Below are 18,302 nucleotides of genomic sequence, written 5' to 3' on the forward strand. Positions count from 1 at the left end.
CGCCCGCCGCGCTCCACCAGGAGAATCCGGAACGGCGCGCGTGCTTGCCGCAAGAGGTGGATGGCCAACAACGTTCCGCTGGCCCCGCCCCCCACCACGGCCACGTCCCAAGGGCTGCTCTGAACTTGCACGCCGCAATCCTATGTCCGCTCCCGTCCAGCGGCATCCGTGGATGTGCGTGGACAATCGAATGCCAACCCCTGGTCGCGGTACGAGAGCGTGTCCACACTCCCACGCACATGCCGGGAGGAGCCATTGCGCGAGCGCCCCAATGAAGACTGGGACGGAGAAGTCCCGGACGCGAGAAGCCTGCTGGGCTGGCCCCTGCCCGAGCGACGCGGGTCCATTCCCTCGCTGTCGTGGCTGGTGGAGAGGCTTCGCGACAGCCGGCCTGACTGGGGGCTGCTGGAGTCGTTCGTCGAGTTCGACCCCGCGCGCTACGTGCGCAAGACGCTGGCGAAGACGCGGGCGTGCGAGCTGCTGCTGGTGTGCTGGGGCCCGGGCCAGGGCTCGCTCGTCCATGACCACGGGGGCTCGTCGGGTGTGTCCCTGCTGGTGCGAGGCGAGCTGCGGGAGACGCGCTACGCGTGGGCTGGAGACAGGCTGGTGCCCGACGTGTCCGTGCGCGCGGCGGAGGGCGACCTGCTGCTCGAGGAGTCGGACACCATCCACCGCGTCCTCAACACGTCGCGACACGGCGCCGTGTCACTGCACCTCTATGCGCCGCCGATGGAGGGCATGACGCCCTACGACGACCAGGTGGCGTCGCTCAAACCGCCGCGTCCAGCTGACGTGGGGGCTGGGCGAAGGCGCCGGCCACGGGCAGGGTGACGCGGAAGATGCTGCCCTGACCGGGCGCGCTCTCCACCGTCAGCGTGCCGCCCAGGGACGTGACGATGCCGTGGCACACCGCGAGGCCCAGGCCGGTGCCCACGCCCAGGGGCTTGGTGGTGAAGAACGGGTCGAAGATGCGCTCGCGGTGCTCGGGGGAGATGCCGCAGCCGGTGTCTCGCACCTCGACGGCGACGCGGCCGGGCATCGCCTCGCGCGCCACGACACGCACCTCGTTCACCTCCACCTGACCGGGGACGATGGCCTGCGCCGCGTTGAGCAGCAGGTTGAGGAACACCTGCCCCAGCCGTGAGCCGTTGCCCTGCACGGGCGGCACGCCGTCACACTCGACGACGAGTCGCGCGCGGTGCCGCAGCTCATGCATGGCCATCTTCGCCGCCGTGCGCACCACCGCGCCCACGTCCGAGGGCCCGCTGCCCACGTCCTCCGAGCGCGACAGCGTCTGCAAGTCACGCACGATGAGGCGGATGCGCTCGGCGCCGTCGCGCGTCTCCGCCAGCGCCTCCAGCACCTCCTGGCGCTCGCGCTCGGGGAGCTGCTCCTTCTGCTGGAGCTCCTGGTGGATGTACTCCAGGTTGCTGAGGATGAAGGCGAGGGGGTTGTTGATTTCGTGCCCGACACCCGCGGCGATGCGGCCCAAGGCGATGAGCCGGTCCGCGAAGAGCAACTGCGCCTGGGTGGCGTGCAACTGCTCCAGGCTGCGGGACAGCTTCGCGTTGGCGGCCTCCAGCTCCGCGGTCCGCTCCCGCACCGTCTCCTCCAACCGCCTGCCCGACTCGCCGGCCTCGCGGGTGAGGTCCGTCCCTGGACGCTCCACTCCGTGCGGAAATCCCGCGCGAGTCTGGAAGGCGCGGCGCAGCGTGCCGCGCCGTTGCGCCACCGCTGACATCAACAGCACCCTGGCTCGTAGCGTCATCACGTCGCGGTCCCGGCGTCAGGTGTCCGTCCCGAGTGCTGCGCGCGGAGGCGGAGCGGACCTTCCCAGTCAACACCGCCGGGCCGTGTCGGGCAAGGAGCCGATGTCGGCCCGCGCGAGGGTGGGTGCCCGTCCAGATGGTTAGTCGACGCCCGCGCTCCCGGCGGACTCCGACAGCGTTGGCGAGTGGAAGGTCCGCGTGTCACCGCGCCGGTGTGGGTGCTTCTCGGAGGTGGGGATGGGAGGCCCCGCTCTGCTCCGGCGCTCGCGCGCGACTGCTCAACGTCACCGCGAGCACCGAGGGCAGCCAGCGCCGCGCCCACCACCCCACGCCGCCCACCAGGCAGACCCCCACGCCCAGTGCCAGCAGGGCGCGCGGTAACTCGATGGCGCGACGCGTCCGCGTCACCGGCCGCGCCCGGACCACGAGTCTTGGCGGCTCCGCTTCGGCCAGGGGCTCGACGGTCTGAATCGCGGGCAGCCTCCCGGAGTGGCTGGAGCGCCGTCCTCGCGACGGGGTCCGCGGGCTTGGGCCGTCGGGTGGGAGCTCGGCGGCATCCGGGAACAGCGGCTGCTCCCACGCCGCGTCGGCGCTGGCGAGCGCGGTCTCCAGGGCCTCGCACCAGGTCCTCGCGGTGCCCCGTCGCCAGGGCTGCTTGGAGAGCAGCCGCAGACACAGCTCGCTGAGTTCCCACGGCACCCGGGGGTTGAGCACGTACGGCGTCACGGGAGGGTGGTGGATGACGGCCAGTTCTCCCTCGGGTGTCTCGACCTGCTCGAAGGGGTAGCGCGCGGTGAGCATCCAGTAGAGGACGACTCCGAGCGCATACAGGTCATCCGCGATGGTGGCCGGGTACACGCCGTCGCGGCCCTCGCGGCGGAAGGCCAGGGCCTCCGGGCTGCGGTAGCGCGGGGTTCCGGGGGGCAGCACGCCGCGCGGCAGTCGGGGCGCTCCGGAGTAGTCCCCCACGCCGAAGTCCATCAACACCGGCGTGCCGTCCTCCTCGCGCACCACCACGTTGGCTTCCTTGATGTCGCGGTGGAGCACCTGCGCCGCGTGCGCGGCCTCCAGTCCTCGCGCCATCCCCAGCGCCAGCCGCGCCGCGCTCCGTGCCCCGGGGTTCTCCTCTTCCACCCACTGGGCCAGCGGGCGCCCGCGCACGTACTCCATCGCCAGATAGAGCCACTCGGGCGCCTCCGGCGGGAACAGGCCGCCGTCGCGGAAGCCCACCACGTTGGGGTGCGCCAGCCGCGTCAGGATGGCCACCTCGCGCCGGGCCCAGCCGCCCAGCTGCGCCAGCGACTGGAGCTTGAGCGCCACGGCCTGTCCATCGCGAGTGGCCCGATACACCACGCCGCAGCCGCCCGCGCCCAGCAGTCCTTCCACCGTGTAACCGGCGATGTCCGTGCCCTCGGGCGCGTCCAGGACGTGAAGACCGTTCATGCCACCTCCCGTGTCCGGCCCGACCTCGGGAATGGGGAGAGACTAACACCACCCAGGGGGACGTCCCCACCGGCGGGGGCCCGGGGGGCCCGACACGCTGGCGCGGACTGTGTCGTGGAAGACCAACGGTCCGCCCTCAGGGGCACGTGCCACAATCCGCGCGGCAGCTCAACGCGGTGGTGTCCGTGCCGCAGCGCTCGGTGAACTGACAGATGCCGTCGCCGCAGCGATAGATTTCCTGCGAGCGAATCCGCGCGGTGATGGGGCGGTACGACTTCCCGTTGTACGCGCAGCTCTCGTAGTAGGGCTGGGGCGTGGTGCCGACGACCGCGGGCTGGCACAGCGTGGCGCACATGCCCACGTGGGTGATGGGAGGGCACGCCTGCGTGGGGCCCGACGCCAGTCCACACGTGCGCGGGGTGCTCTTGTCCGCGGACAGGTAGGGCTGGTCATTGGCCGCGAAGACGCCGGTGCCGTCGAACAGGTTGCCGAAGAAGCACGCCTCCTGCTGGTTGTACGTGGCCAGCTCCTCCGCCGTGTAGGGGATGGGCGCGTTCGTTTCGGACGTGGTGAGGCCCAGCACGGAGATGGGCACGTGGAGGCCGTACTTGTTCGCGTGCGCCGCGAGGCAGGCGGAGACCACCTGCTGCTCCACCTCCGTCGCCGGCAGCCCCGAGGCCCAGCGCGGCGCCAGCCCCAGCGCTCCGAGCCACATGTGTGTGATTCCCGTCACCGGATTGGTGAACTGGCGCGCCACCCCCGCCTGCACCGCGCACGTCACCACGTAGGCCATCACCGAGTCCGCCGTCGCCGGATCCTGGTTGAACCAGGTCACGAAGCCATTCGTGGACAGGCCATTTGTCGACAGGCCATTGGTGGACAAGCCATTCGTGGACAGGCCATTTGTCGACAGGCCATTCGTGGACAGGCCATTTGTCGACAGGCCATTCGTGGACAGCTGGCCTTGTCGCAGGTGCCCGAGGTCATCTCCCACCGGTTCCACCCCCACGCCACAGGCCCCCGTTCCAATCGCCAGACTCAGGAGCCCCGCGAGCCATCCCCGGGCGTGGAGTTGGAGAGCGGTGGTGTGACGACGCGACGGCGAAGCTGGTGTGCGGTGCATGCTTTTCCCCCGTGTGTGGCAGTCAGCGTTCGCTGACCACCTTGCCGCCCACCTGTTTCAGCACTCCCAAAGAATGCCGCTGTAACTGATGGGTTCGACAAGATTTGCCGGGGTTTCAGGCTTTTGCATGCCGCATGGGAAATAATTTTCCCATGGAAGCTGAATCACAACAGTCAGGCTGTAAGGTCCAGGACTCAGGCAGTCCTGGATGAAATGGAATCAACGGATGTCTGTGATTTCTGGGAGGCCTAGATTGGTTCCGGGAATTCCAGGGACAAGGCCGCCGCGGGGGTGAGGGCGAAGCCCTCGGGTCCGCGCAGTCGCCAGGCGCCCACGTCGGTGACGGGGCCTCCCACGACTTCGGACTCTCCGGTGTCGCCGCGCGTCTCGGCCTGGCCCAGGTGCAGGCACAGGTGGACGCGGGCATCCACGGGGTCGGCGAGCTTCTGCGCGGCCTGCTGGAGGATGCGCAGGGAGCGCTCGGCCTCGCGCAGGTACGCGGTGCGCTCCGGCGTGGGCGCCCCGTTCTCCAGGGGGCGCACGGCCAGCAGGGTGGTGCCGGACTGGAGCGCGAGCAGGAAGCCGCCGCCGCGCAGGCCCTGCTCGAGTCCGTCCAGCACATCCGCGAGCACGGCGTACATCGCGTCGTCGTCCTGCGCGGCGGAGGGCAGCATCACCTCCGCGTGGACGGCGAGCGCCAGCCGGGAGCGGTTCGCGGGCTGCACGGGCTCCTCCGCGGCGTCGGCGAGCGAGGCGAGGAAGGCGCCCACGCTGCTGAAGCGCCGGCTGGCGTCCTTCTCCAGACAGCGCAGCACCACCGCGTCCACGGCGGGGGACACCGGGGCGATGGCGCTGGGCCGGGGCGCGGGGGCCTCCAGGTGCAGCCGCTCCAGCTCCATCCGGTCCTCGCAGAGGAACGGGTAGCGGCCGGTGAGCAACTGGTGCAGCAGCACGCCCAGCGCGTAGATGTCCGTGTACGGGCCAATGGTGGAGCCGCGGAACTGCTCGGGCGCCATGGCGTGCGCGGTGCCCAGCCGCTGGCCGGCGATGGTGAGGCCCTCCTGCGAGGGCTCCGCGTGCATCAGCTTGGCGATGCCGAAGTCGAGCAGCTTCACCCGGGGCTTCTCGCCCTCCTCCACGACGAGGATGTTGCTGGCCTTCAAGTCACGGTGGACGACGCCGGCGCGGTGCGCGGCCTCCAGCGCGCCGCACACGGGCTCCAGGTAGGCGCGCGCGCGGGACGCGGAGAGCCGGCCGCGCTCCTGCACCACCTGTCCCAGCGTCCGGCCCGCGAGCAGCTCCATGACGTAGTAGGGGCTGCCGTCCGGCATCAGCCCGAAGTCATAGACATCCACGATGTTGGGGTGGCGAATCTGGTTCACCACGCGGGCCTCGCGCACGAAGCGCTTGAGCATCTCGCCCTGATCCGCCAGGTGGGGATGCAGCACCTTCACCGCGGCGCGGCGGCCCAGAATCCGGTGCTCGGCTTCGTAGACGCTGCCGTGTCCACCGGAGGCGAGCAGGGCCTTGAGGATGTACTCGCCCGCAAGCGTGCCAGGGCCCCGTTCACCTCGGCCCGCATCGCCACGACCTCGCTCGGAGCCATGCAGATCCGCCCGTGCCTGGATGCGGAACGTGCTCTCGGAGTCGGCCGCCATGTGTGGTCAGCACCCTACCACCCACCCTGGAGCCCTGCTGCATGCCCCGGGCCCGAAGCGACCGCCGCGTCGCGCCAATCCCCGCCATGCGTTCACCACCCATCACCTCGGGTGGGGTGCGTGGGGGCAGATGTTGCCTTGCGAATGCTCGGACGCCCCAACACCCCGGGTGGTTGGACGCCGTGGCTGGGGACTGCTGGATTCTCGGGACGTGACATCACGCGTGCGAGTCGGGGCAGGTCGGGTGGACGGAAGCGGCGCGTGGTGCCGGGGGGCCTCTTGATGACGACATTGGATGACCTCACGACCTGCGCCGGCATGGCGCTGGCTCCGCCTTCCTCGACGGGTGCCTGCCTCATCCTCATCAGCACCACCACGCCCGCGGCCATCGGCAAGGCGTACCGGCTGGAGCCCGGCGAGCACATCATCGGCCGAGGCTCCGAAGCCACGGTGCGCATCGACGACCACGGCGTCTCGCGAAAGCATGCCCGCATCATCCGCGCGCTCGACGGGGGCTGCCACGTCACGGATTTGGAGTCGACCAACGGCACGCTGCTCAACGGCACGCCCATCGCCACGGCGGAGCTTCAAGAGGGAGACCGGCTCCAGATTGGCACCGTCACGGTGTTCCGCTTCTCCAAGCGGGAGCTCTTGGAGCAGCGTGAGGAGCAACTGCGGCAGGCGTTGTCCGCCGCGCGCGTGGGCATCTGGGATTGGAACGCGCAGAGCGGCCGGGTGACGTGGAGCGAGCAGGTGGACCGGCTGTTGGGGCTGGCGGTGGGAAAGCTGTCCGGCCGCGCCATGGAGCTGGAGGAGGTGGTGCACCCCGGCGACCTGCCGCGCGTGCGAGAGGCCCTGTCCACCGCGCTGGAGAAGAAGACGCAGGTGGACGTGGAGTACCGCATCGAGCCACAGGGCAGCGGGTGGCGGTGGATTTCCTGCAAGGGTGACGTGCTGTGCGACGCGTCGGGCATGCCGGCGCGGGTGACGGGCACGGTGATGGACATCACCGCGCGCAAGCAGGCCGAGCAGGAGCTGAACCGTCAGGCGCTCATCTTCGAGAGCATCTACGACGGCGTGGTGATTACCGATTTGGGCGGCGGCATCATCGACTGGAACGCCAGCGCGGAGCGGATGTTCGGCCGCAACAAGACGGAGGCGCTGGGACAGACGCTCTTCCGCGTGCTGCATCCGGAGGAGCCGGACCGGCTCACCGGCATGGTGCTCGCCGCATTGGAGAAGCAGGGGCGGTGGACGGGGGAGCTGGAGTTCAAGCGCCACGATGGCACCACCTGCTGGTGCGAGTCCGTCGTCGTGCCGCTGCGCGACAGCGAGGGGCGCACCATCGCCAACATCATGGTCCACCGCGACACGTCGGAGCGAAAGCAGCTCCAGGCGCACCTCGTCGTGGCGGACCGGCTCGCGTCGGTGGGCACGCTGGGCGCGGGCGTGGCGCACGAAATCAACAACCCGCTGGCCTACATGCTCGTCAACCTGCACCTGGTGCGCGAGGGGCTGGAGCGGATGGAGAGCCAGGTGCCCGCGGCGGCCATCGCCTCGCTCCAGCAGTTGGTGCGCGAGACGACCGAGGGCGCCGAGCGCATCGCCACCATCGTCCGCGACTTGAAGGTCTTCGCGCGCGGCGAGCAGGAAGTGCGGCTGATGCCGGTGGACGTGCGCCGCGCGGTGGAGCTGGCGTGCAAGATGGCGGACAACGTCATCCGCCACCGCGCGCGGCTGGTGACGGAGTTCGAGCCGGTGGCCCCGGTGGAGGCCAGCGAGTCGCGGCTGTGCCAGGTGTTCCTCAACCTGCTGCTGAACGCGGCGCAGGCGATTCCGGAGGACCGCTCGCCGGAGCACGAGCATGAAATCCGCGTCGTCATCCGCGCGGGAGACCGCGGCCGGGTGCTGGTGGAGGTGCGGGACACGGGCATGGGGATGTCGCCCGAGGTGATGGACCGCATCTTCGACCCGTTCTTCACCACGAAGCCCGTGGGCGTGGGCACGGGGCTGGGGCTGTCCATCTGCCACGGCATCATCGAGTCGATGGGCGGCTCCATCCATGCGGAGAGCGACCCGGGCAAGGGGAGCACCTTCCGCGTGGTGTTGCGCGCGGCGACGCGGGAGCTGGAGGTGCTGCCGAGGCTGACGGCGGTGGTGGCCGTCAATGCGCGGGCGCGCATCCTCGTCGTGGATGACGAGCCGAACGTGACGCTGGCGCTCCAGCGCTCGCTGGCGGCGGACCATGAGGTCGCCACGGCGAACAGCGCGCAGGCGGCGCTGAGGTTGCTCAACGAGGGCAGCCGCTTCGACCTCATCCTCTGCGATGTGATGATGCCGGGGATGACGGGCATGGACCTGTACCACGAGCTGGGGCGCAGCGTGCCGGAGCAGGCGGGCCGCATGGTGTTCATGACGGGCGGCGCCTTCACCCCGCGCACGGTGTCCTTCCTGCGCGACGTGCCCAACCTGAAAATCTCCAAGCCGTTGGACCTCACCCAGCTCCGGGAGTTGGTGGGTCGTTCAGCGGAGGCGGGCAGATGAGCAGTCCCCTGGAACCCATCGTGTCCTCCACTCCTGTTGTTCCCGAGGTCGCCGGCGAGACGCGTCTGGCGGCGGTCTCCGATGAAGCACCGTCCCCTGTCCGCGAGCCGAGGGAGGGGACCGCGCGTGCGCTGGGGATGGGGCTCGTCGTCGGCGCGCTCCTGGCTGTCACCAACGTGTCCATGGGGTTGAAGCTGGGCTGGTGGGAGAGCGGCTCCGTCACGGCGGCGGTGCTGGGCTTCGGTGGTCTCGCGGCGGTGTCTCGCAGGCGCGGTTCGCCGTACACGCCGCTGGAGAACAACCTCACGCAGGTGACAGCGGTGTCGGTGGGCGCGATGCCGGCGGCCGCGGGGCTCCTGGGGCCGCTGCCCGCGCTGATGCTGCTGGGGTTGGACGTGCCCGGCGTGGGAGTGGCGGTGTGGAGCGTGGCGCTGGGGGTGCTCGGTGTGCTGGCGGCGCACCTGTTGCGGCGGCGGTTGATGGAGGAAGAGGCGCTGGCCTTTCCCACCGGCATCACCACGGCGGAGCTCATCACCGCGATGCATGCCTCTGCGCCCGAGGAGAATCGCGGGCGCGGGGTGTGGTTGGCGGTGGCGGCGGGGGTGTCCGCGGCAATCACGGCGGTGCGCGATGTGCTCCAGAAGCTGCCCGGAATGGTGGCGGCACCGGGCTCGGTGGGCGGGGTGTCGACCGCGTCGCTGACGTGGGGGCTGGCGTGGAGTCCCATGCTGCTCGCGGTGGGGATGATGGCGGGGCTGCACCTGGGCTTGAGCATGCTGGCCGGGGCGCTGGTGGGGTGGGGCGTGCTCGCGCCGTGGCTCTTGAATACAGGCGCGGTGAAGGACGCGACCTATGACTCCCTGCTCGGCTGGCTCACGTGGCCGGGCGTGGGGTTGCTGGTGGGCTCGGCGGTGGTGTCGCTCGCGGCGCAGGCTCGGGACTTCTGGGGCGCGGCGAAGGACTTGGGCTCACTGAAGCGGAGTGGAACGCTCCCTCGGTGGGCGTGGCTGTGCGGCGGCGCGGCGGCGGTGGTGACGCTGGCGCTGGGCGTGGGCCTGTTTGGGATGAGCGTGCCGCAGGTGTTGCTGGCGCTGGTGGTGTTGCTGCCGCTGTGCGCGGTGTGCGCGCGTGGCGCGGGACAGGTGGATGTGTCGCCGGTGACGCAGGTGGGGCAGCTCTCGCAGGTGGCGGCCGGGGTGCTGCTGCCTGGGGCGGTGGCGCCGAACATCGCGGTGGGCGGTGTGGTGTCCGGGGCGGCGGCGCAGACGGGCGTGAGCATGTGGGCGCTCAAGGCGGGGCACCTGCTGGGGGCCTCGCCACGGCGGATGCTCGGGGCGCAGTTGGTGGGAGTGCTGGCGGGTTCGCTGGTGAGCGTGCCGGCGTATCTGCTGCTGACGCGAGCGTATGGATTGGGCTCGGAGGCGTTGCCCGCGCCGTTCTCACATCAGTTCCGCGCGGTGGCGGAGCTGGCGGTGAAGGGGCTCGCGGGTCTGCCGCCGAACGCGGCGCTGGCGGGAGGCGTGGCGGCGGGTGTCGGCGCGCTTTTGACGCTGTTGGCGCGAGGTCGGGCGGCGCGGTGGATGCCTTCACCGGTGGCGATGGGAATCGGCTTCATCCTGCCCGCCTACTTCGCGGTGACGCTGTGCCTGGGTGGAGCGATGGCGGCGGTGGCGCGGTGGCGTTGGCCGCACGCGACGGGGCGCAATGTTCCCGCGCTGGCGGCGGGAGCGATTGCTGCGGAGTCGCTCGTGGGCGTACTCATCGGCGCGCTCAAGTTGCTGGGCTTCATGGCGTAGCGGGCACTTCACGTCGGAGGGGCGTTGTCCCGAGCACGCTCCAGCGAGCGGCGGATGCGCGCTTCCATGAGATTGGGCAGCCGTGAGGCGAGCTGGAGCGCGTCCGTCAGGATGCGGATGGCTTCCTCTCGCTCACCCCGGCGCAGCGCCGCCAGCCCCATCATCTCCAGCACCTCGAGCGGCTCCTGCTCCACGGACACCTGGGCGGACCACTCCCGCAGCGTGTGCCATGCCTCCGCCGTGGCGTCGCGCGTGGCCAGCTCCACCATGGCGAAGAGCACCTCCTCCGATGGGCTCAGCTCCACCCCATTGCGGCCCTCCGACAACACCTGCCGCACCTGCGCGAGCAACTCGCGGGCCCGCGCCTGCCGTCCCAGCCACGCCATGGTGCGCGCCTGGAGCAGCAGGGCCCACGGACGTGGCGCCACCTCCGGGTGCCGGCGCTCCAGCGTGATGGCCCGGGTGATGTGGGGCGTGGCCGCGTCGACGTCACCCGCCTGGTAGTGCAGCTCACCCAGGTTGTGCTCGGCGAAGTACTCCCAGCCCACCATGCCCAGCTCGCGTCCCAGGTGCATGAAGCGCTCCTGGTCCTTCAACGCGTTGGCCAAATCCCTGCGAGCCACCCACAGGTTGCGGCGGTTGTTGATGGCGCTGCCCAGATGGAACAGGTCTCCACGCTCGGTGCACGCGGCGACGACCTCCGAAAGCACCCGGTCCGTCTCGTCGATGTCGCCCAGGTTGGGGAGCATGACGGCCAGCAGCAACTGGGACACCACCTGTGTCTCGTAGCCCGCGTCGCCCAGGCGCCGGGCAATCTCCGCCGCTGCCTCCAGGGGCTCGCGGGCTTCCTGCCACTCGCCCTTGCGGAACAGCGCGCGGCCCACCGCCAGGAGCAGCCGGCCCTGCACATAGGCCGAGCCCACACGGGCCGCCTTCGCCTGTGCCTCAAGCGCGCGAGCCTCGCTGGCGGGATAGTCATTCACCCAGTCCAGCGCCATGGCCTCGTCGAGCAGCAGCTCCACCTCCGTGCGAGTGTCACCCAATCGTTGGGCCCGCTCCCGAGCGGCGGCGAAGTCCGCCAGCGAGTCGTCATACCGACCGATGCGGATGCGCATCAGCCCGCGCCCTCGCAGCGCGGTGAGGCAGCGCAGCTCGTCCGTGCTCTCCAGCAAATCCAACGCGCGCGTGTACATGGCCTCCGCGTCGAGGAACGCGTGGCGTCCGCGTGCGGACTCGGCCAGGTCGATGGAGAGCGCGGCGGCCTCGTCGCGCAGGTCCGCGGCGGCGGCATGCAGGGCCAGCCGAGGCAGGCGCTGCCGCTCGCTGGCCCCGGTGGGCCCCAGGAAGTAGCGGTAAGCGGCGCGGTGGATGCGCTGGCGCTCGGCGGCGGGGAGGGTGGCGGCGACCGCGTCGCGCAAGAGCTCGTTGCGGAAGCTCAGTCCTTCCAGGCGGTGGGACACCAGCAGTCCGGAGTCCAGCAACCTGCGAGTCGCATGGCCCGCATCCAGCGGGAAGCCACCGGCCGCGCCGTCGCGCTCCAGCTCCCGCACCACGCCCTCCGCCGTGGCGGCGGTGAAGTCCGTGCCCAGCAGGGCGCACAGCCGGGCGTGCGCGGCCAGCGTCGGCGGCAGCGCCCCCAGCTCGCGGTCCGCCAGCCACTCCACGAGCCGCAGCTCGGGCACCTTCTCCACGCCGTCGGTGACGAGGTACCAGCTCCCGCCCGGAGCGCGCTGGCGCACCAGTCCCTGGCGCTTGAGGCCGCGCACCAGCTCCACCATGTAGAGCGGCACGTGCTGGGCGCGCTCGACGATGCGGTCCACCGCCTGCGCCGGCACGTTCTCCACCGGCTTGAGGAGCATGCGGCACAGCTCCTGCGCCTGCTCCGCCCCCAGCGCGCGCAGGGTCACCGTGGACTGTCGGGCCGCGCGAGTGCCCCACAGCGGCCGACTCTTCTCGAACCCCGGGCGCGCCAGCACACACACCCAGATGGGGACGCTCGCCTCGGCGAGACACGCGTACTCCAGCGCATCCAGCGCCGTCTCCTCCGCGAAGTGCGCGTCGTCGATGACCAGACACAGCGAGCGCTCGCGTGCGGTGGCGGCCAACAGCTCACCCGTGGCGCGCATGGCCAGGGAACGCAGCGCACCCGGCGCCGCCGCCCAGCTCTGCAGCTCCGGCCCGCCCGGCGCATACCACCCCAGCGTCGCGGCCACGCCCGGCCACAACTCCGTGCCGAGCGTGGGCCCCAGCCGCTGCATGATGGACGCGCGGCCCTGCTCCTCCGTGTCCGTGTTGTCGCTCTCGAAGGCATTGAGCGCGCAGCGCAGGAGCGTGCGCAGCGTACCGTCCGGGTCGCCCTGGACCGGCTCGCGTGAGCGCGTGGTGTAGATGCGAGTCAGTGGCAACTGCATCTGGAGTTCGCGAGCGAGCGCCGCGGCGAGGTGGCTCTTGCCCAGCCCTCGCTCGCCCATCACGGTGACCAGCGTCGGCGCCGCTTCGCCCACCGCCGCGCGGGCGCTGTCCAACAGCGAGGTCAGCTCCGCCTCGCGGCCGACGAGCACCTCGCTGCCCAACTGGAGCACGGTGATGTCTGGGCGAGGCGCGGCGCCAGGGGACGCGGGACGCAGCAGTCCGGGATGGCCGGGCACCTCCGTGCAGGGCACCTCCGGCACGGCCTCCGCGGCGGCTGGAGACAGCAGGAGCCCGTGGGTCTCCGGGCCAATGGGGTAGCGGTCCGCGCGGGAGAGGATGGCGCCCAGGTAGCGAGGGGTGCCGGTGGGACGGCGCTGGACGGTGACGGCGGACACGTCCACCAGGGCGCTCGCGGCCAGTCCCCGGTCGGCCAGTCCCTCCGCTGCGCGCATGGCCCGGCGCACGGGATTTTCTCCCACGTCCGGGTCGAACACGGCGGCGATGCGCGGCCCATCCGTGAAGGCCAGATGCCCACCGTAGGAAGCGAGCCCCTTCTGCAGGCTGACGGGGTTGGCGCGGGACGTCAGGAAGAGCACGGCGACCGAGCGGCGCACCTGCGCGGGCCGAGGCTCACCGGGCGCGGTGGGCCGGGGCGTGACGGGCTCGTGGGGACGGTGCGCGTGGGTGAAGGCCTCGCGCAGCGCGGTGCCGAGCGCCGTGGCGTCCTCGGGTCTGCGCGCGCGCTCCTTGGCCAGACACCGCAGCACGACTTCCTCCAGCGCCGGAGGCACGGGCGCGAAGTCGGAGGGCGGAGGCGGGCGCAGGGCCAGGTGTGCCTGGAGCACGTCCGGCGTGGGGCCGAAGAAGGGCGGCCGACCGGTGAGCATCTCGTAGAGCAGCACGCCCAGCGCGTACACGTCCGTGCGCGCGTCCACGTCCGAGTTTCCCGCGCACTGCTCCGGTGCCATGTACTCCGCGGTGCCGGCGAAGCCAGACGAGTCGCTCGTCGTCGCGCCCTCACCGGGCAGGGCTGAGCCCTCCAGGGGAGAGGTTCCGCGCACCAGGCCGAAGTCGAAGACACGCACCTGCCCGCCGCCGTCCTCGTTCAGGAAGAGGTGCTCGGGCTTCAAGTCGCAGTGCGCCAGCCCTCGCGCGTGGACGTGGGCCACCGTGTCCGCCACGGACAGGGCCAGGGCGGCCAGCTCCTGGGCCGGCACGGGCCCCGCGGCGCGCGCCAGCCGCTCCGCGAGGGTGGGCAGCGGGACGTGCTCCATGACGAGGAAGCGAATGCCTCCGGAGAGCACGCCCACCTCGTACAGCGCGGGCACGGTGGGCGGCCCCAGGGTGCGCAGCGCCTCCGACTCCCGGACAAGCTGCGCGCGGGCCAGGGCATTGCCGGTGCGGGCCAGCTTGATGGCCACGCGCTGCTGGTCCGTCTCACGCCGGGCGCCCAGCAGCACGCCGAAGCCGCCGCGCGCCAGCACCCCTTCGACGAGGTAGCCGGGGATGAGCGGTGGAGGGGGCTCGGCGGACGACGCACGTCCCGCCCCGTCGACGGGTGAGTTCGGCGGGCACGGCGCGTGGGAGCCTTCCCAGCGCCGCCCACATGTCTGGCACCGCGGCACGCGGCAACTCTACGCCAAATGCAATGGGGATTCAGGACACCCCCTGGAAACCCCGGGGGTCGGTCTCGCATCACCTGGACTCCAGGGCCTCTTGCTGGCGCGAACGCACGTTCATTGCCCCGCCCGGGTGGCGATGCTGTCATGCCGCCTTCCCCGAGGAGGACCGCGTCCCGTGAGCCTGGCGAAGAAGCTGAACCTCAAGCAGGACATGAAGGCCCGAGTCCTCGGCAAGCCCAAGGGCGTCGACCTCGACGATGTCGTGACGACTTCCTCCGTGAAGGCGGAAGGGCTGCTGCTCTTCGTGACGCGGATGGAGGACGTGGACGCGAAGTGCGCGCCCGTCATCGCCGCGGCGAAGGAGGACCGCGTCGCGTGGGTGGCGTATCCAAAGGCGGGGCAGCTCGACACGGACCTCAACCGGGACATCCTCGCCAGGCGCCTGGAGCAGGAGGGAATCCAGGCCGTGCGACAGGTGGCCATCGACACGGTCTGGAGCGCCCTGCGCTTCCGCCCGGGGACGTGAGCGCGTCGCGCCGAGGTGTCGGAATTTCGTCGTGATGAAGGGATGCTTCCCGTGGCGCGAGGAGCGGCATGTTTGACTGACCGCTCTTCTCGTTCCTGGAGGTTGTCATGCCCTACGTCGATGGATTCGTCCTGCCAATGCCCACGAAGAACCTCGCCGCCTACCGCAAGATTGCGCGCAAGGCCGGCAAGATCTGGCGCGAGCACGGCGCGCTCCAGTACACCGAGTGCGTCGCCGATGACATCGCCGAAGCCCCGCTCGCCCTGTTCGCCAAGAGCGTGAAGCGCAAGCCCGGGGAGACGGTGGTGTTCTCCTTCATCGTCTATGCGTCGAAGGCCGACCGTAATCGCATCAACAAGCTGGTCATGAAGGACCCCCGCCTGAGTGGCATGCAGAGCATGCCCTTCGACATGAAGCGGATGATGTACGGCGGCTTCAAGCCCATCGTCTCGCTCTAGAAAACCTCAGCGGCGTCCGGCGGGTGGGAGGGAAGGCCCGCCGGACACCGTGAGGGACTACGGAATTTCCAGGGCGCGAAGCACCGTGGATTCCGAGTCCGGGGCTCGCACGCGCAACAGGAGCGCGGCGCCCGACTTCACAGAGGACAGGGTGTTGGCCGCGTCAGACGCGCTGGACACCTTGTCGTCACCCACCTGCACCAGCACCATGCCGGGCATCAGGCCCGCGCGCTCGGCGGGGCTGCCGGGCTCCACTTCCATGATTTGAGCGCCGCCGCCTTCCGCGTCACGCAGGCTGATGCCCAGCTTGCGCGTGGCGGGAGCGGTGAAGTTGCGCGGCGTGACTTCCTCCTCGCCGCGCTGGGCCGGACGCGTTCCGAGCGTCACCTCCAGCGACAGGGGCTTGCCACCGCGCACCAGCTCCACCTTCACGCGGCTGTCGGGCTTGAGCAGCGCCACGGCGCGGGTGAGCGTTCCGGCGGACTCCACCGCGCGGCCACCGACGGAGGTGATGATGTCCTCTTCCTTGAGGCCCGCGCGGTCGCCAGGCCCCCCTCGGCTGATGCCGGACACGACGGCGCCCTTGGCCGCGTCGACCTTGAGCGCGCGCGCCAGTTCCGGCGTGAGGTCCTGGATGGCCAGGCCCAGGTAGCCACGGCGCACCGCGCCCGTCTCCTGGAGTTGGGGCAACAGCGCGCGGATGAGGTTGCTGGGCACCGCGAAGCCGATGCCGCTGGCGCCGCCGATGATGGCGGTGTTCATGCCCACGACTTCGCCCTTCATGTTGAAGAGCGGGCCGCCGGAGTTGCCGGGGTTGATGGCGGCGTCCGTCTGGAGGAAGTCGTCATAGGGGCCGGAGTGGATGTCGCGAGCGCGCGCGGAGAGGATGCCGGCGCTGACGCTGGAGTCCAGCCCGAACGGGTTGCCGATGGCCATCACCGCGTCGCCCACGCGCACCGCGTCCGAGTCACCCAGCGGCACGAAGGGCAGGTTGTTCGGCGCGCCCTTGAGTTTGAGCAGCGCGACGTCGGTGAGCGGGTCTCTGCCCAGCACCTCCGCGTCGAACGAGCGACCATCCTCCAGCTTCACGCGCACCGCGTCCGCGCCCTCCACCACATGGTTGTTGGTGAGGACGGTGCCCGTCGCGTCGATGATGAAGCCCGAGCCCAGGCCCTGGCGCGGCTGCGGATTGCCCTGCATGCCCGGCGGCATGCCGAAGCGCTCCGCGAAGCCCGGAGGCAGGCCCTGCATGCCCGACATGCGCTTGGGGCGGGCCTGCACTTCGACATAGACGACGGAGCCCTTCACCGAGTCGACGAGTGGCGCCAGCGAGGTGACGGTGCCGGACGTCGCGGGATTGAAGCGCGCGGGCTGCACGGGTGCGCCGGAAGGTGTCGCGGCGGCGGCCGTCGCGGTGGCGGCGACCGTGGCGGTCGCTTGAGAGGAATTGGAGGCACCCAGGGCCTGGGCCTGTCCGCACGCGAAGCCCAGCGTCGCGGCGGGCAGGAGGGCCAGGGCACCGAGGAAACGGCGAGAGGGGAGCGAGCAGGCCATCGTTCGTTCTCCGTGAGGCCGGAGGCGTTCCGGCCAGGAAAGAGTGTTTGAGAATCGGCCCGGACGTGGGGAGGACGCGGAGCGGCTCCCCCTGGAGGTGGAAAGGTGTGCCGCTGGTCGTCCCCCGACTCCCGACGGCTGCCATTGCTCGGGGCTCGTTCCGCGAGTCCCCACATCCGAACCGATGCCAGACACCTGTGCACGTGCCGGGCCAGGGCTCCGCGCGGGGGGTTCTCCTCTGAGAGTGGGGGCCGCGGGGCAGGAAGCGCGGGGCAATGTGCCCCGCTCGGGGCAAATGTCCCCGGGGCGAAGTGCCTCCTTCTCCTGGGGAATGAAGTGGCACGTCGAATGCTCTGCCCGAGCCCGCTCGCACCCACGTTCCGGCCTTCATCGTGGAGGCTGGAGAGAGGGCGGGCAGCCCACCGCGCTGGAAGGAGTCGACCTTTGATGGGGCCAGACGAAGAGCAGGAGCAGCAGTCAGGAGCGCGGCCGTGGCCGCTCCTGGACCCGGAGCGAGGGCAGCGCCCGCGAGTGCTCGTCGCGGAGGACCAGCCGGAGATGCGCGCGTTGTTGCGCAGGGCGCTCAAGCGCCAGGGTTATGAGGTGGTGGAGGCGGCGGACGGGCCTGGGTTGGTGAAGGCCATCATCGATGGCCTGCTCGCGGACCAGACGCAGGTGCCGGACCTCATCATCACCGACGTGCGCATGCCGGGGTACTCGGGGCTGGAGGTGGTGGCGCGGCTGCGGCGCGAGGGCTGGACGACGCCGGTCATCCTCATCACCGCGTTTGGAGATGCGCAGCTGCATCGGGACGCGGAGCTGTTGGGCGCGGCGCGTGTGTTGGACAAGCCCTTCGCGATGGAGGACTTGTGCGCCACGGCGGAGGCGCTCGTTCCGCCGGTCCGCTGAGCGCCTGCCTGCCCGACGCGGGCGGGGATGGAAGCAGGTGTGCACTCTCGAAGGGTGCTCTCTCGAACCGCGTTGAGGCGAGCGCTCCTCGCCTTGCTCCCCCTGGTGCTGCTGGCGCTGGCGTTCATCGTGATGCGCCACGAGCTGCATGAGTTGCGAGGGGTGGACGTGGCCCGGGGGCTGTCGTCGATTCCGCGCGAGCGCATCGTGTTGGCGGTGGTGTGCGCGGCGTGCAACTACCTGGCGCTCACGCTCTATGACGTGCTGGCGCTGAAGCACCTGGGGCGCAGGCTGCCCTATCGGCAGGTGGGGTTCACGGCCTTCGTGGGCTATGCGTTTGGCCACAACATCGGCATGTCGTTCCTCACGGGAGGGGGCGTTCGCTACCGGCTGTATTCTGCGCGGGGGTTGACGGCGCTGGATGTGGCGCAGGTAGGGACGTTCAACGCGCTGACGTTCTGGGTGGGGTTGTTGGCGGTGGCGGGGGT

At 70.8% G+C, this 18,302-nt stretch carries 14 protein-coding genes; 7 read left to right on the forward strand and 7 right to left on the reverse strand.

Annotated elements, in window-relative coordinates; all coding sequences use genetic code 11:
- A partial coding sequence (locus FJV41_RS37470; protein WP_141647407.1) for an FAD/NAD(P)-binding protein occupies window positions 1-131 on the reverse strand: 131 nt, incomplete at its 3' end.
- 124 nt (window positions 132-255) lie between these two features.
- On the opposite strand from FJV41_RS37470, the gene FJV41_RS37475 reads away from it, so the two are divergent.
- The gene (locus tag FJV41_RS37475) at window positions 256-831 is read left to right on the forward strand and encodes a cysteine dioxygenase (protein WP_141647408.1); all 576 of its coding nucleotides are present in this window, start codon (window positions 256-258) and stop codon (window positions 829-831) included.
- On the opposite strand, the gene FJV41_RS37480 is transcribed toward FJV41_RS37475, so the two are convergent.
- The 4 genes from FJV41_RS37480 to FJV41_RS37495 form a co-directional block, all read right to left on the reverse strand.
- The gene (locus tag FJV41_RS37480) at window positions 770-1,768 is read right to left on the reverse strand and encodes a sensor histidine kinase (protein WP_141647419.1); all 999 of its coding nucleotides are present in this window, start codon (window positions 1,766-1,768) and stop codon (window positions 770-772) included. The two genes, FJV41_RS37475 and FJV41_RS37480, sit on opposite strands and share 62 nt — an antisense overlap.
- Window positions 1,769-1,970: 202 nt before the next feature.
- Window positions 1,971-3,212 carry a serine/threonine-protein kinase gene (locus FJV41_RS37485; RefSeq protein WP_141647409.1) on the reverse strand — a complete coding sequence of 414 codons (1,242 nt, stop codon included), beginning with the start codon at window positions 3,210-3,212 and terminating at the stop codon, window positions 1,971-1,973.
- A gap of 136 nt (window positions 3,213-3,348) precedes the next feature.
- Window positions 3,349-4,335, reverse strand: coding sequence for a hypothetical protein (locus FJV41_RS37490; protein ID WP_141647410.1), 987 nt, complete (start codon window positions 4,333-4,335; stop codon window positions 3,349-3,351).
- A 248-nt stretch (window positions 4,336-4,583) separates the two neighbouring features.
- A complete protein-coding gene (locus FJV41_RS37495; RefSeq protein WP_141647411.1) occupies window positions 4,584-5,993 on the reverse strand; it encodes a serine/threonine-protein kinase in 1,410 nt (469 codons plus the stop codon).
- A 282-nt stretch (window positions 5,994-6,275) separates the two neighbouring features.
- Between FJV41_RS37495 and FJV41_RS37500 the strand changes: the two genes are divergently transcribed.
- Together FJV41_RS37500 and FJV41_RS37505 are read left to right on the forward strand one after the other, a co-directional pair.
- Window positions 6,276-8,537, forward strand: coding sequence for a serine histidine kinase EspA (locus FJV41_RS37500; protein WP_141647412.1), 2,262 nt, complete (start codon window positions 6,276-6,278; stop codon window positions 8,535-8,537).
- Complete coding sequence (locus FJV41_RS37505; RefSeq protein ID WP_141647413.1) at window positions 8,534-10,333, forward strand: OPT/YSL family transporter; 1,800 nt, start codon at window positions 8,534-8,536, stop codon at window positions 10,331-10,333. The genes FJV41_RS37500 and FJV41_RS37505 overlap by 4 nt, the downstream gene beginning before the upstream one ends.
- A gap of 8 nt (window positions 10,334-10,341) precedes the next feature.
- On the opposite strand, the gene FJV41_RS37510 is transcribed toward FJV41_RS37505, so the two are convergent.
- Window positions 10,342-14,370 (reverse strand): serine/threonine-protein kinase, encoded by a 4,029-nt coding sequence (locus FJV41_RS37510; protein WP_141647414.1) that lies wholly within the window; start codon window positions 14,368-14,370, stop codon window positions 10,342-10,344.
- A 172-nt stretch (window positions 14,371-14,542) separates the two neighbouring features.
- On the opposite strand from FJV41_RS37510, the gene FJV41_RS37515 reads away from it, so the two are divergent.
- Together FJV41_RS37515 and FJV41_RS37520 are read left to right on the forward strand one after the other, a co-directional pair.
- The gene (locus FJV41_RS37515) at window positions 14,543-14,893 is read left to right on the forward strand and encodes a hypothetical protein (RefSeq protein ID WP_246137657.1); all 351 of its coding nucleotides are present in this window, start codon (window positions 14,543-14,545) and stop codon (window positions 14,891-14,893) included.
- A 107-nt stretch (window positions 14,894-15,000) separates the two neighbouring features.
- Window positions 15,001-15,351 (forward strand): DUF1428 domain-containing protein, encoded by a 351-nt coding sequence (locus FJV41_RS37520; protein WP_141647415.1) that lies wholly within the window; start codon window positions 15,001-15,003, stop codon window positions 15,349-15,351.
- Between the two features lie 57 nt (window positions 15,352-15,408).
- Here the strand turns inward: FJV41_RS37520 and FJV41_RS37525 are convergent, their stop codons facing one another.
- Window positions 15,409-16,905, reverse strand: coding sequence for a Do family serine endopeptidase (locus FJV41_RS37525; RefSeq protein ID WP_141647416.1), 1,497 nt, complete (start codon window positions 16,903-16,905; stop codon window positions 15,409-15,411).
- Between the two features lie 447 nt (window positions 16,906-17,352).
- Between FJV41_RS37525 and FJV41_RS37530 the strand changes: the two genes are divergently transcribed.
- The gene (locus FJV41_RS37530) at window positions 17,353-17,814 is read left to right on the forward strand and encodes a response regulator transcription factor (RefSeq protein WP_141647417.1); all 462 of its coding nucleotides are present in this window, start codon (window positions 17,353-17,355) and stop codon (window positions 17,812-17,814) included.
- 72 nt (window positions 17,815-17,886) lie between these two features.
- The coding region (locus tag FJV41_RS37535) for a lysylphosphatidylglycerol synthase transmembrane domain-containing protein (RefSeq protein WP_181791197.1) at window positions 17,887-18,302 on the forward strand (416 nt) is incomplete at its 3' end.

It is taken from the genome of Myxococcus llanfairpwllgwyngyllgogerychwyrndrobwllllantysiliogogogochensis (assembly GCF_006636215.1).
Taxonomy (GTDB): domain Bacteria; phylum Myxococcota; class Myxococcia; order Myxococcales; family Myxococcaceae; genus Myxococcus; species Myxococcus llanfairpwllgwyngyllgogerychwyrndrobwllllantysiliogogogochensis.